The sequence below is a fragment of the Hydrotalea sp. GW822-HT8A01 genome, assembly GCF_058798575.1.
On the sequence record NZ_CM179506.1, the window covers coordinates 2,844,725 to 2,859,275 of the forward strand.

11 protein-coding genes are annotated in these 14,551 nt (G+C 37.5%); 5 read left to right on the forward strand and 6 right to left on the reverse strand.

The features are described 5' to 3' along the window. Positions 1–50: 50 nt before the first annotated feature. The gene (locus AC3QLY_RS12660) at positions 51–1,508 is read right to left on the reverse strand and encodes a M20/M25/M40 family metallo-hydrolase (RefSeq protein ID WP_218331034.1); all 1,458 of its coding nucleotides are present in this window, start codon (positions 1,506–1,508) and stop codon (positions 51–53) included. 185 nt (positions 1,509–1,693) lie between these two features. On the opposite strand from AC3QLY_RS12660, the gene AC3QLY_RS12665 reads away from it, so the two are divergent. Together AC3QLY_RS12665 and AC3QLY_RS12670 are read left to right on the forward strand one after the other, a co-directional pair. Then, the gene (locus AC3QLY_RS12665) at positions 1,694–2,680 is read left to right on the forward strand and encodes an acyl-ACP desaturase (protein ID WP_218331035.1); all 987 of its coding nucleotides are present in this window, start codon (positions 1,694–1,696) and stop codon (positions 2,678–2,680) included. Positions 2,681–2,905: 225 nt separating this feature from the next. Continuing rightward, on the forward strand, positions 2,906–5,170 hold the full coding sequence (locus AC3QLY_RS12670; protein ID WP_218331036.1) for a hypothetical protein: 2,265 nt from the start codon (positions 2,906–2,908) through the stop codon (positions 5,168–5,170). Between the two features lie 80 nt (positions 5,171–5,250). On the opposite strand, the gene gcvP is transcribed toward AC3QLY_RS12670, so the two are convergent. Further along, positions 5,251–8,133 carry an aminomethyl-transferring glycine dehydrogenase gene (gcvP, locus tag AC3QLY_RS12675; RefSeq protein WP_218331037.1) on the reverse strand — a complete coding sequence of 961 codons (2,883 nt, stop codon included), beginning with the start codon at positions 8,131–8,133 and terminating at the stop codon, positions 5,251–5,253. Positions 8,134–8,332: 199 nt separating this feature from the next. Then, positions 8,333–9,292 (reverse strand): sterol desaturase family protein, encoded by a 960-nt coding sequence (locus AC3QLY_RS12680; protein ID WP_218331038.1) that lies wholly within the window; start codon positions 9,290–9,292, stop codon positions 8,333–8,335. Between the two features lie 126 nt (positions 9,293–9,418). On the opposite strand from AC3QLY_RS12680, the gene AC3QLY_RS12685 reads away from it, so the two are divergent. Further along, a complete protein-coding gene (locus tag AC3QLY_RS12685) occupies positions 9,419–9,907 on the forward strand; it encodes a YkgJ family cysteine cluster protein (protein WP_218331039.1) in 489 nt (162 codons plus the stop codon). A gap of 45 nt (positions 9,908–9,952) precedes the next feature. On the opposite strand, the gene AC3QLY_RS12690 is transcribed toward AC3QLY_RS12685, so the two are convergent. The 3 genes from AC3QLY_RS12690 to folK are packed head-to-tail and all read right to left on the reverse strand — an operon-like array spanning position 9,953 to position 12,419. Then, entirely contained in the window at positions 9,953–11,200 is a 1,248-nt protein-coding gene (locus AC3QLY_RS12690; RefSeq protein WP_218331040.1) for an MFS transporter, read from the reverse strand. Positions 11,201–11,258: 58 nt separating this feature from the next. Beyond that, positions 11,259–11,891, reverse strand: coding sequence for a deoxynucleoside kinase (locus tag AC3QLY_RS12695; RefSeq protein ID WP_218331041.1), 633 nt, complete (start codon positions 11,889–11,891; stop codon positions 11,259–11,261). Positions 11,892–11,921: 30 nt separating this feature from the next. After that, a complete protein-coding gene (folK, locus tag AC3QLY_RS12700; RefSeq protein WP_218331042.1) occupies positions 11,922–12,419 on the reverse strand; it encodes a 2-amino-4-hydroxy-6-hydroxymethyldihydropteridine diphosphokinase in 498 nt (165 codons plus the stop codon). Positions 12,420–12,624: 205 nt separating this feature from the next. On the opposite strand from folK, the gene AC3QLY_RS12705 reads away from it, so the two are divergent. After that, entirely contained in the window at positions 12,625–12,990 is a 366-nt protein-coding gene (locus tag AC3QLY_RS12705) for a cupin domain-containing protein (protein WP_218331043.1), read from the forward strand. Positions 12,991–13,063: 73 nt separating this feature from the next. After that, positions 13,064–14,533: a M28 family metallopeptidase gene (locus AC3QLY_RS12710; RefSeq protein WP_492989833.1), complete on the forward strand. Its 1,470-nt coding sequence runs from the start codon at positions 13,064–13,066 to the stop codon at positions 14,531–14,533. Positions 14,534–14,551 lie beyond the last annotated feature (18 nt).

Below are 14,551 nucleotides of genomic sequence, written 5' to 3' on the forward strand. Positions count from 1 at the left end.
GAAACTTGAATTATTTATTTAAATTTTTTTTCATAAAACTCCCATTATAATCAATGAACCAATCCTGCACTGGTTTCAATAACCGTTCTGTAGAAATTGTAATATCTTCTGTAATCGGCAATGGGCAACCGTTCATTCAATCCGTGAAAACCTTTACTATCCATCAATGCAGAAAAATTAACCACACCATTACTTATTTTTCGATAACTTCTGCTATCTGTAGCACCTATCATAATAAATGGAACAGGTATTACATCATCTACCACATCTGTAATAGCCTGTTGTACAGCTAAAAATGCAGGGCCATGTGTATCAGTAGCAGCAGAAGGTTCTGTATTAAAATCGCCTGTAACAGTAATGTGTACCCTTTCATCCTGAATGGTATTTTTCATAAATTGAATTACATCATGGGTTGTTTCTCCCGAAAGAATTCTGGAATTTACAATAGCAGTTGCAATGGTCGGTATTACATTTTCTCTTACACCACTTTCCAGAATAGTGGGTACAATCGTTGTTCTGATCATGGCATTGCTTTCAGGGCTGGCAGATAGTACTCTTTTATCTGCCCATGCAAATAACCATTGATTGGTGAGTAGTACTTTATTGAAAAAATTGGTAGAAGAAGCGCCTGCCCTGTCTAAAAACGTAGCAACCGGTTCGGTAATGGTTGCAGGCATTTGTGTGCTGCGCAATTTGTATAAAGCCCTTGATAATACATCGATTGCTGTTTCTCTGGCGGGTTTGGAAGAATGCCCGCCAGGAATACTTACTTTTAATTGAAAAGTAGCATATCCTTTTTCTGCCACACCAATAAACGCAATGGGACGAGGTATATCTTTTATTTTTTCAGTACTGATTTCGCCACCCTCATCAATAACCAGATCTGCACGTATACCTCTTTTTTGCAAAGTATCTACAATAGCTATTGCACCGGTTCCGGTAGATTCTTCATTGTGTCCAAAGCAGAGTAAAACTGTTCGTTTAGGTTGATAGCCTTCTTTTAATAACTGTTCTACGGTTTCTAAAATAGAAACGACACCCGATTTATCATCTACCGATCCGCGACCCCAAATAGCACTGTCTGCCACTACGCCACTAAATGGTGGATGCTGCCACATGGTAACCGAGGCTTGTTCAACCGGTACCACATCATAATGGCCCATTAATATAATGGGTGCTAGTGTTTTGTCGGTTCCATCCCATTGGTACACATAACTATAGCCATTTACTACGGTTCTTTTCAGTTGCTGATGAATGAGCGGGTAAGCATTGGTTAGAAATTGATTGAATTGGGTGAAATGCAAGGTGTCGATATGCAGGGTATCTTCCGGCGATATAGTAGGTATTTGAACTGCCCGGCTCATGTGTACAATAGCCGAGTCGGGTAATGGCAATAATGCTTTTGCTTTTTGTGCAGGCCAGGGTTTTTGAAAAACAGTGTGGAGAATAAGGGTAATCAGCAAGACTAAAAAAGATGCCATTAAGATTTTAATCCAATTATATTTCATAAGTGTAGTAGTGTTGGTTTTTTGAAGTAAAATAATGCATTGCACCTACCATTTACTGTTGATGTAAAAAGCATTTAATCATTATTTTGTTGAACAGAAAATAAAATTAACCAAGTTGTGTGATTGAAGAGCATAAATGTAGCTTAACTTTGTGCTTATTTGTTAACTTAATTATAATTGTAACCTTGTTAGAGATTAAAAAAGCTTCCCGGAAAGAAGTAATGTTGCATTTGTCAAAAGAAATGGATGACATTATTGAGACTTATTTAAAACCAATTGACGAAAATTGGCAGCCCGGCGATTTTTTGCCCCAAAGTAATCATCCCGATTTTATTGATGAAATCAAAGAAATACAGAAGGAGTGTAAAGAATTACCGTACGATTATTTAGCGGTATTGGTAGGTGATATTATTACAGAAGAAGCATTGCCCACCTATGAAGGGTGGTTAATGCAGGTAGATGGTATTGCAAATCAGGAACCGCACGGCTGGAGCCGGTGGGTCAGAATGTGGTCGGCAGAAGAAAACCGGCACGGCGATTTGCTGAATATGTTTATTTATTTATCTGGCAGGGTAGATATGCGTCAAATGCAAATCAGTACGCAATATCTTATTGCAGATGGAATGGATATTGGCGTTGCTAATGATCCTTATTTGAATTTTGTATATACCTCATTTCAGGAAACGGCTACACAAATTTCGCACAGAAGAACTGCAACAATGGCCAAGAAATATGGTAATAACCGCTTGTCTAAAATTTGTGGTGTTATAGCAGGCGATGAAGCCCGGCATGCAAAAGCATATAAAAGTTTTATTGAAAAAATATTTGAAATAGATACCAGTGAAATGATGTTAGCATTTGAAGATATGATGCGTAAAAAAATTGTAATGCCTGCACATTTTTTACGACAACAGGGCGAAAAAATTGGTGCAACATTTTCTCATTTCAGTGATGCCGCACAACGGTTAGGTGTTTACACTTCTAAAGATTATACTGATATTGTTGAAACCCTTGTAAAAGAATGGGGTATTGAATACATGACGGGTTTAACCGATAAGGCTGAAAAAGCCCGTGATTATTTAATGAATTTACCTGCCCGATTTAGAAAAGTGGCAGAGCGCACTGCTATAAAAGCGCCATTAGAATATGAATTTAACTGGATTTACCGATAATATTTATATAGAAATTTTAAAAAGCAGATCTTGTTGGGTCTGCTTTTTTATTTGGCAGGAATCTTGCTTAGATAGCTTGAAGAATTGAATTAGAAAGAAACGTTAAACTATTGTATTTTATCTTATTTTTTTGCCGGATAGTTTAATAGTTCTGCCTTTTTTAAAGTCTATGTAATATTGTCGCAGCATTATGTAACTAATTTTACTTTTTTAAAATTTGAGTGTATGAAAAAATTACGCCTATTTTTTAGCCCTTTACTTTTTGTTGCTTTTTTGATATTACATTCGGCAGTAATGGCGCAGGATAATACAGAATGGCCAAAAGTGATTACTGCCAATGATGGATCAATCATTAAAGTTTATCAGCCAGAACCTGAGTCTTTATCCGGTGATATTTTGAAATTTCGTGCAGTAGTATCTGTACAAAATTCAGATAGTCAAGATCCTTTGTTTGGAACTTTTTGGTCTGTAGCAACCATTTCAACCGATAGAGATACTCGATTGGTGCATTTTGTATATACACGGGTGCCCAATTTAAAATTAAGCAGCGATAGTGACGTAAATCGTATTGCCTACTTAAAAACAACTTTAGAAACACAATTGCCACAGGCAGGAATTACATTGCCTATGGATCAGTTATTAACCCAGTTAGATAATAATATAGAAAAGCATAAGTTGGCGCAAAATTTTGATAATAATCCGCCTCATATTATTTATGCTAACCGACCTTCTATATTGGTGTTAGTAGATGGTGAGCCTAAAATGAAAAAAAATCCGAATTGGGGATTAGATGCCGTTGTTAATACCCCTTATACCATTGTAAGAAATACCGATGGACAGTTTTATTTATATGGTGCCAAACATTGGTATCGTGCCCCAAGTGCAACGGGGCCATTCTCTCCGGCAAATAATCCTCCGGCAAACTTATCTAAAATTGCCAGTGATGTAGATGCAGCCAATGATGCACAAGCAGGCTATAGTAGTAAAGCAGAAAAAAGTGATGATAATGTATATACCGGCTATTCCGATATCATTGTAAGTACCCAACCTGCCGAATTAATTCAAACCAATGGCCAGGCGAATATGGTGCCGATTGATAATACTGCTTTATTGTACGCAGCCAATAGCAGCAATGATATTTTTCTGGATACTAATACACAGCAATATTATATTTTAATTTCTGGAAGATGGTATACTTCCAATAATTTAAACGGAAACTGGCAAAACATTGAAGCAAATAATATTCCTAATGATTTTACTAAAATTCCTGAAGGTTCACCGAAAGATAATGTTTTAGCCAGTGTGCCCGGAACCTATGCTGCCAAAGAGGCGATTATAGATGCACAGATACCCCAAACAGCGAAAGTAGACAGAAATAAAGCTGCAGCTGAAGTAACTTATGATGGTGATCCACAATTTAAACCTATTGAAGGTACCCATATGCAGTACGCTGTTAATACTGCCTCTTCTGTTGTGAGATATGGTAACCAGTATTATACTGTGGAAAGTGGCGTTTGGTTTGTAGCACCTTCACCCAACGGCCCCTGGTCTGTTGCAACTGAACGTCCTGCTGAAATTGATATTATTCCGCCCAGTTATCCGGTATACAATTTAAAATATGTGTATATCTATGATGTTACTCCCGATTGGGTGTATATGGGCTATACCCCGGGTTATTTAAACACATTTGTGTATGGGCCTACAGTTGTGTATGGTACCGGTTATTATTACAGGCCCTGGTGGGGTAACTATTATTACCCCAAGCCATATACATGGGGTTTTAATATGATGTATAATCCCTGGTACGGATGGGGTATGGGCTTTAATTATAGTTTTGGCTGGTTTAATATTGGCTTTGGTACCAGTATCTGGAATGAATGGGCCGGCGGCTGGTGGGGCCCAAGAATTTATCATCCACCTTATTGCTGGTCGCCACGCAATTATGGTTTTTATGGAAGAAATGTAGGTGGAGGTGGTTTTGCCAGAAGACCTATAATTGTTAACAACAATCGTTTTGTAACCAACAATATTTACAATTACCGGCATGATGTAATTACCAACAACAGAATGATATATAATAACAGCAATGTGAATGTCAGAAACGATCGTTACAATTACGATAGAGCTAATATTCGAAATAACAATTATGGTAATGATAGAAATATAAGAGGGGTACATGTTCAACCCAATATGCCCAATAATGTAGCAGGAGAAAATAATATTTTATCTGACAGACAGGGAAATGTGTATAGAAATCAGCAAGGCAAATGGGAACAAAGAATCCCCCAACGACAATGGGCACCCGTTAATAACAATTATCAGGAAATTATTAGAAATTTAGATCGGCAGCAGGCAATGCAGCAAAGAGGACAAACGAGGTTTCAAAATTTCCAAATCAACCGGCCGGCACCAGTACAACGTTCAGCACCGGCACCATCCAGAGGTGGCGGCGGATGGAACAATAACAGAGGTGAGAGAGGCGGACATTAATCCTGTTCATCGCAAAAAAACTGTTGAGGTAATTTATAATTTAATGCCTCAACAATTTTTTTAGGAATGTACCTCTAAGATTATTTCTCCATGTAACTCTCAATGGGCTCGCAGGTACAAATTAAATTTCTGTCGCCATACGTGTTATTGATTCTGGCAACCGATGGCCAGAATTTATTTTGCGTAACATAAAACAAAGGAAATGCTGCCTGTTGCCTGCTATAACTATGGTTCCAGGTATCGGCAGCAACCATTAATTGTGTATGAGGTGCATTTTTTAAAGGATTATCCACTGCATCTAACTCGCCGGATTCAATGGCTTTAATTTCATCGTGAATAGCAATTAATGCATCGCAGAAACGATCTAATTCCGCCTTATCTTCACTTTCAGTGGGTTCAATCATAATGGTGCCCGGTACCGGAAAACTCATGGTGGGGGCATGAAAGCCATAATCCATTAAACGTTTGGCCACATCTTCCGCTTCTATACCTGCGGTTTGTTTATATGGTCTTAAATCAACAATAAATTCATGTGCTGCAAAACCATTGGTACCAGTATATAAAATTTTAAAATAGGGTTCTAATCGGGCCTTCATGTAATTGGCATTTAAAATGGCATATTCGGTAGCCATTTTAACGCCATGTGCACCTAACATTTTGATATAAGCATAGCTAATCAGTAAAATAGAGGCAGAGCCAACCGGTGCAGCACTAACAGCGCCTGAGCCATGATTATTGTTGTTGCTGTAAATGGTATGACCCGGTAAAAAAGGTGCCAGTTGGGCTGTTACACAAATAGGTCCAACACCCGGTCCGCCGCCACCATGCGGAATTGCAAAGGTTTTATGTAGGTTTAAATGACAAACATCGGCACCAATTTCTGCAGGAGAAGTTAAACCCACCTGTGCGTTCATGTTGGCACCATCCATATAAACCAAACCGCCATTTTCGTGAATAATGGCACAGATTTCTTTAATACTTTCTTCAAAAACACCATGGGTAGAAGGGTAGGTAACCATTAAACCTGCCAATTCTTGTTGATGCATTTCTGCTTTTTCCTTCAAATCATTTACATCAATATGTCCTTCTGCTGTTCCTTTCACTACAACTACTTTCATTCCGGCCATTACTGCACTGGCAGGGTTGGTGCCATGTGCTGAAATGGGTATCAGCACTACATTGCGATGACTATTATTATTTGCTTCATGAAATTTTCGAATGGTTAATAAGCCAGCATACTCGCCTTGTGCACCGCTATTGGGTTGCAAACTGCAATCGGCAAAACCAGTAATAACACATAAATATTTTTTCAATTCTTTTATCACCTGATGGTAGCCTGCTGCCTGATTTGTGGGAACAAATGGGTGTAACTGGCTAAATGCCGGCCAGCTAACTGGCATCATTTCAGCAGCTGCATTTAATTTCATGGTGCAACTTCCTAAAGATATCATGCTGATATTGAGCGATAAATCTTTCTGTTCCAATTGTTTAATATACCGCATCATTTGTGTTTCACTATGATGTGTATTAAATACAGGATGTGTTAAGTAGGCAGAATGGCGCTGTGCAAATTCCGGAATTTGGTGCTGTTCATTGAATGCGGTTTCAAAAACAACAGCTGCACTGTCTTTTTCCTGAGCAGCAGCAAAAATCATAGCAATATTCACCACATCTTCACGGGTTGTTGTTTCATCTAAGGCAATGCTAACTGTATTTTCATTGCTATAAAACAGATTAATATGGTGTTGTTCAGCAATAGACTGAATCAACTTTGCATTTGCTTTTAGCTGAATGGTATCAAAAAAGTGCTGCTTTTCAATGGTATAATTCAGGGCTTCCAGTGTATTTTTCAGGGCTACTGTTAATAAATGAATGCGTTTGGCAATATTTTTTAAACCTTTAGGACCATGATATACCGCATACATGGCGGCCATGTTGGCCAAAAGTGCCTGCGCTGTACAAATATTACTGGTTGCTTTTTCTCTTTTAATATGTTGCTCTCTGGTTTGCAGGGCCATTCTAAGTGCCCGGTTTCCCTGTGCATCAACACTTACACCAATTAACCGGCCAGGCATATTGCGTTTAAATTCATCCTTGGTAGCAAAAAATGCTGCGTGTGGGCCGCCATACCCCAATGGTACTCCAAAACGTTGTGCAGAACCAACGGCCACATCTGCTCCCAATTCACCGGGAGGTGTTAATAAAGTTAAAGCTAACAAATCGGTAGCTATTACTGCATAAGCACCTACAGCATGCACATTGGCAATAAATCCGCGATAATCGTTAATAGTACCATTGGCAGCAGGATATTGTACAATAGCACCAAAAAAAGTATCGTCTAATAAAGCGGTTGCAAAATTTCCAAATACCAATTCAATTTCCAAAGGATTGGCCCTTGTCATTAAAACATCTTTGGTTTGCACAAAAATGGCATCGTCCACAAAAAATTTATTTCTGCTTACCTGTTCTGTTTTATTGGCCTGATGGTATAGCATAGTCATGGCTTCTGCTGCTGCTGTAGCTTCATCTAATAACGATGCATTGGCTATTTCTAAACCAGTTAAATCTGTAACCATGGTTTGAAAATTCAGCAAGCTTTCCAATCGTCCCTGCGATATTTCTGCCTGATAAGGCGTATACTGGGTATACCAACCCGGATTTTCGAATATATTTCTGAGTATAACAGAAGGGGTAATGGTATTATAATATCCCTGACCAATATAGGTTTTGTATAGCTTATTTTGCTGTGCAATTTGTTGTAACTGGTTTAATAAAGCCTGTTCACTCATCGCATCCGGCAATTGAAGCGGTTTTTTTAAACGGATAGAGGCAGGAATGGTCTGATTCATCAGCGTTTCAATACTGTCTACCCCAATAGTGTTTAACATTTTTTCGGTATTGGCAGGATTAGGGCCAATATGACGATACAAAAATTCAGCATCTTGTAATTGAAATAAATTCATAATATATTAGGTTGACCACGTTAAAAGATTTGCAAAGTTAAGCGGAAATCAGAGCAAAAGAAAGCGTTTGTTGAAACTGTGCATAGTGTGTGTATGAAGTAGATGGACAGATTATTTTTTTGTGCACTTTGTATGATTCAAAGCAACAGCATTGTTTAATATTGGAACAGGTGTAAGGAAAGAAATAAGAATGGTTATTTTAAATGGTTTGCATCTGTAATTGGTCGGATTCCCCAGATTGAATAGGATTGGCTGGATCACCTGATTGCAGTGATTCTAATATCTGTAAATCTTTGCTGGTTTGTCGGCTGCCATCATGGCTCCACCCCGGAGGGCCAAATAAATAGCCCATTCTTTGTTTAAAGGAAATATTTTTTTGAAGAACATCTTTGGCAATTTGAATCCATTCATGAAAAATAATGGTGAAAGCATCGGGTTTTTCGAGATTCTTGGTTAATCCGTAATGTATGGGCTGGTATTCATCGGTAGGCAATTCTTCCTGAAAAGTATTGAATAGTTTATCCCATATAATCAGGAACATTCCCATGTTTTTATCTAAGTATTTTGGATTCGATCCATGGTGTACTCTGTGGTGGGATGGGGTAACCATAAAATATTCTAACCAACCCATTTTGCCAATAAGTTCCGTATGCACAAAAATGCCCCATATCTGTGTAGCAGAATATATGAACAGAATATCAACCGGATGAAAGCCTGCCATGGCTAAAGGAATGAAGTAAATAAAACGATACAGTGGTTGAAAAACGGATGAACGAAAGCCAACCGTAAAATTCATTAACGGCGAACTATGGTGTGTTACGTGAGTAGCCCAGAAAAACCGTATTTCATGGTCGAACCGATGCAGCCAATAATATAGAAAATCTTCTGCCAGCAGTAACATCAGCCAATAGGTTAATCCATGTTCTTGCCATTTAAAAAATGCATGCAGAAAAAAATACTGCCAAATACCGATATAAATAAGCCTGAGTACCAAATCAATTCCGCCATTCAACAGCATTAAATACACATTGGTTACGGTATCTTTAAATGTATATACTTTTTTATGTTGCAGGTGCGATAACATCAATTCTATACCAATGATGATGATATAGACAGGTGTTGAAATTAAAATCAGCCATTGCTCCCTTAAACTGTCCATGCTATTGAAAAGATTGAATATTATTGCAAAGTAAGGTCATAACTTGCATAATAAGTAATAACAAAGCCTTAATATATTGTTGAAATCGACAAATATTTTGTATTAAAAATTAATTTATATTATAGTATGAGTGGTGAAGTTTTTTTAGATAACTGGCACAAACAAAGCGCAGCCAATCAAAAAAAATACAAAAATTGGTTGCAACGTGTACAACGCAATAAAGTATTGAAAAAATTACCTGCTTTGCATGAGGAGGCATTTCGGCATATTGACTGTTCGTCGTGTGCACAATGTTGTAAAAATTATTCCCCCCGTTTTAAAACTCCGGATATCAAACGAATTAGTAAGCATCTTAAAATGAAAGAAAGTTTGTTTATAGACACATATCTTACGTTGGATGTGGAAGGGGATTATGTTGTAAAGCAAACACCTTGTCCGTTTTTAGTTGAAAATAATGCCTGTTCTATTTATGAAATCCGGCCATCAGATTGTGCCCGGTTTCCCTATACGGATGAAGATGTATTGTTAAAAAGAGTGAACATTACTTTGAAAAATTCAGAATTTTGTCCGGCTGTATTTTATGTACTTGAAAAACTGACGAATGAGAAACTGTAATACTTAAATTCAATGCTATTTTTGGTAAACGTTTTGGTTACCCATTTAATATTCCATTTTTCTTAATACCGGCGATTTAATCCAGGTAACACCTACAACCAATAAGGTCATACATCCACCAAAAACAACTGAAGGCACTACGCCCATAAGTTTAGCTGCCATTCCACTTTCAAATTGTCCCAATTCATTGCTGGAGTTTACAAACATAGAACTAACACTTAATACCCTTCCACGCATATGATCGGGTGTTTTTAATTGCATAATAGTTCCTCTTACCACTACACTAACCCCATCTACAATTCCTGAAATTAATAGAACTACAAATGATATCCAGAATACTTTAGAAATTGCGAACACAATAATGCATAGACCAAACATTCCTACGGCAATCAATAATTTTTTACCCTGTTGTTTTCTAAGCGGGAATAAAGTGAGCCATATTACGATGCAAATAGAACCTAAGTCGGATGCGCCGTTTAAAAATCCAAATCCTTCAGGTCCCACTTTCAAAATATCTCTGGCATAAACCGGTATCATGGCAACTGCGCCACCAAAAAAAACGGCAAATAAATCGAGGGTAATAGCGCTCAGCAGTTCTTTGGTTCTGTAAACAAAATACAGGCCTTCTTTTACACTTTCCCAGGTTTTTTTTTCGCCGCGTTCATTTAAAGGAGGTTTTGGTTTAAGAAAAAACAAAACCACCAGCGCAATACTCACTAAAACAATTACGGTTATTAACGTACCCGTATTGCCGAAACTAGCAATTAAAAATCCTGCGGAAGCGTGTCCGGTTACAGAAGCCGAAAGCCATGTTCCCTGACTCCAGGTAGTGGCATTGGCAATAATTTTTTTAGGAACAATATGCCCCAGCAAAGCACTAAAAGTAGGGCCGGTAAATGAACGGATAATGCCGGTGCCAAATACAATACAGTATATGCAGCCGGCAATGATGGTATTTTTTAAGTGTATAGCTGTGAAATGGGTGGAAAGTATGGTTAATAATATTGCTGCAAGCATGTATAAACCAATACAGGTAAGTAGTAATTTTCTTTTTTCACTTATGTCAATTATATGTCCGGCATACAATGCCAATGATACTGCAGGAATTACTTCAGACAAACCAATTAAACCAATGGCAATGGGTGCATTCGTTAATTCATATATCCACCAGCCCAGCAAAGTAGCCATCATGCGTAAACCCATGATAAAAGCAAAACGCCCAATCATTAAACTTCTAAATTCCGGGATACGCATCGATGCAAATGCATCGTGTAGTTGGTTAGGCTCATCCATTCATTGCAACAATTAAATGATCATTCCTACGAAAATAACATACAATAACATGTAAACATCAGGGCAGAGAAAAAAAGTGTTGTCCGGCATCATATTCCCGGTCTAAGGCATCTATTATAACTTGTAAATGTGCAGAATTACCTAAGAAATCCGCGTTTGAAACGTCAATAAACAAGGTTTTAATATTATGTTGTTTAATGTACTGCGTATAGGTTTCCTGTAAATTGAATAAGTAACTATCGGGAATATTTTGTTCGTAACTGCGTTGTCTTTTTTTGATGTTTTGCTGTAGTTTGTTTACTGGGGCATGTAAGTATATCAACAAATCAGGAAAAGCAATTTGTTGCTGCATAATATCGAATAACTTTTGATATAATCTGAATTCTTCATCCGGTAAATTCACTTTTGCAAATAACAAACATTTTGAAAACAAATAATCTGAAATGGTAATACTGCTAAATAAATCATGTGTATGCAGCATGGTTTTTAATTGTTTAAACCTTTCAGCCATGAAAAACAATTCTAACGGAAATGCAAATTTTGAAGGGTCGGCATAAAATTTTTCAAGGAATGGATTGTCTGCAAATGCTTCTAAAATAATTCTGGCATTGTAGTGCTTAGCCAGTAAATGGGTAAGCGTGGTTTTGCCTGCACCTATATTTCCTTCAACTGTAATATAATGGTATTTCATTGAGCAGTAGCGATGGTTTGATGGGTAAAATTAAGCGTGATTTTCAAATTTTTCTACACGCAATTTATCTGTACAAGCTTGTAACATTTGGGTAATGCTAAGTTGAGTTATTGGATGAATAATTTGCGGTGCTATTTCCTGCAAGGGCAATAAAACAAATTTGCGTTGTTGCATGGCAGGGTGCGGAACAGTTAAGAGCGGTGTTTGAAAGATGAGGTTATTAATGAGTAAAATATCTAAATCAATGGTTCGTTCTGCAAAACGTTTTGTTCTTTTTCTGCCTAATTTCAACTCAATTTCAAGCAAGGTTTGCATTAACTGTTCAGGCAATAAAGTGGTTGTAATGGCAATTACCTGATTTAAATAGGGCGGCTGTTGTTCTACTCCCCAGGCTTCTGTTTCATAAATAGATGAAGTTATAATAATTGGTCCGCATTGCTTCTCAATTTCATTGATGGCAGCTTGCAGGTATGCCGTTCTGTTACCCAAATTACTTCCCAATAAAATATATGCAGTTGTAGTTGCCATGATGACTTTGTTATTCAGAATTTTTTGAAAATCCGAATAATTGGCAGCAATACTACAACAATTGTATATGGGAAAATTATTTTTTTATTCTTTTGCTGTGTTTTCGGTAATTGCGTTTTGTAGATAGAATGGATTGACTGAGCAACAATTCAAAATCATACAACTTGGTTTCTGTATCTTTGATGGAAACATAATTTCAAACAATATGATGCCACAATCTGTGAATGTTGCTGAAAAGCTATCTTGTATAGATACCTATTGGAATCCTGCTGTTGTGGGCCACTTAAATGGCCAGGACGTAAAATTAGTAAAATTTAAAGGTGCATTTATCTGGCATCACCATGATGATGAGGATGAACTATTTTATGTAATAAAAGGAGCTTTTGTAATGGAGTTTGCCGATAAAAAAATTGATGTGAAAGAAGGGGAATTTATTATTGTACCTCGTGGTGTTGAACACAGGCCTGTTGCAGAGGCGGAGGTGCATATAATGTTGTTTGAACCTGCAGGTACATTGAATACCGGTAATGTTGTGAATGAATTTACAAAAGCAACACTGCGCAATATTTAAAATGGTTCATCAATTTGCTGTTATCAAGTATCATTATACAGTAAATCTTTTTTATTAAAATAGTAATACTGCTATGAAAAAAATTACCATCTTTTGTTCTTTTGTATTGGTTAGTTTAATAGCTTTCTCTCAGCAAAAAACAAATAACCTGCTGCTTCCACCTGCCTTTAATGCTATTCGTATTGAAGATTTACAAAATAATTTGTACTCACTTGCAGCTGATGCTTTCAGGGGTAGAAGGGCAGGAACATTGGATGAATTGGAAGCTGCAGCGTGGGTAGCACAAAAGGCACAGGAAGCAGGTTTGGCACCCGGAGGTGATAATGGCACTTATTTTCAATTTTTTAATTTATTGCGTGCAAGAATAGCCGATGAGAGCCGGTTTGTTTTAAACGGAGTACCACTAACATTATGGAAAGATTATTGGCCAACAGTAGTGGCAGATATACATTTATCCGGCAATATTGTTTGGCTTAACACTTATGCCGATACGGTACAATCTATCAAAGATAAAATGGTGGCTATGCAAATAGTAGCACCTAATCCGCTACCTGCTAAGGGAATGAGTTTGTGGGCGTTTAGATATACGTTATTGGCTTTGCGTAATGCCGGATCAATTATGCAAAGAAATGGGGCTTCAGGGTTACTTGTGGTAGCTGATAGCACCGTAATGTCTTTATTGCCTTTTATCAGTCATGCTTACCAAACAGGGCAATACCAGATTGAGGGAATGCAACAAGCCAATACCGATCGTAAACCATTTCAAATTATTTTGATTTCCCCAAATAAAGCACATGAATTATTGGTAGCGAATGCAAAAGTCAACATTCATTTTATTGCCGAACATTTTACTTATCCTTCAGTAAATGTAATTGGGAAGATAAAGGGAACAGATCCTGTTTTAAATCAACAATATGTTTTGTTCAGCAGCCATCATGATCATGATGGGGTAGGCAATCCTGTTGATAATGATTCTATTTGGAACGGAGCAGATGATAATGCCTCTGTAACTGTTGCCATGTTGGCTATTGCCAGAGCCTGGCATGAAAAGCCCGGGAAGCGATCTGCTTTATTTGTTTGGCATGGAGCCGAGGAGAGAGGTTTATTGGGCTCACGCTGGTATGCCAAACATTCCACTGTTCCCAAAAATGATATTGTTGCAGTATTAAATGGTGATATGATTGGCAGAAATGCACCTGATTCTGCAGCCTTATTAGGGACGTTAAAACCACACAAAAATTCAACTGCATTGGTCGATATAGCCATGCAAGCAAATGATAAGTATACTCATTTTAAGGTAGATTTTTCTTGGGACGCACCTACACATCCGGAAAACTGGTATTTTAGAAGTGATCATTTGCCTTATGCACAAGAAGGTATACCTGCAATATTTTTTACTACTTTACTGCATCCAGATTATCATACGCCGAAAGATGAGCCAAATAGAATAGATTATAATAAGTTATATAAAATGACCAAATGGATGTATGCTACAGGATGGATAGTAGCAGAATCAACTCAAAAACCTGCGTTAGACAAATAATGATTAATTAATTGATAA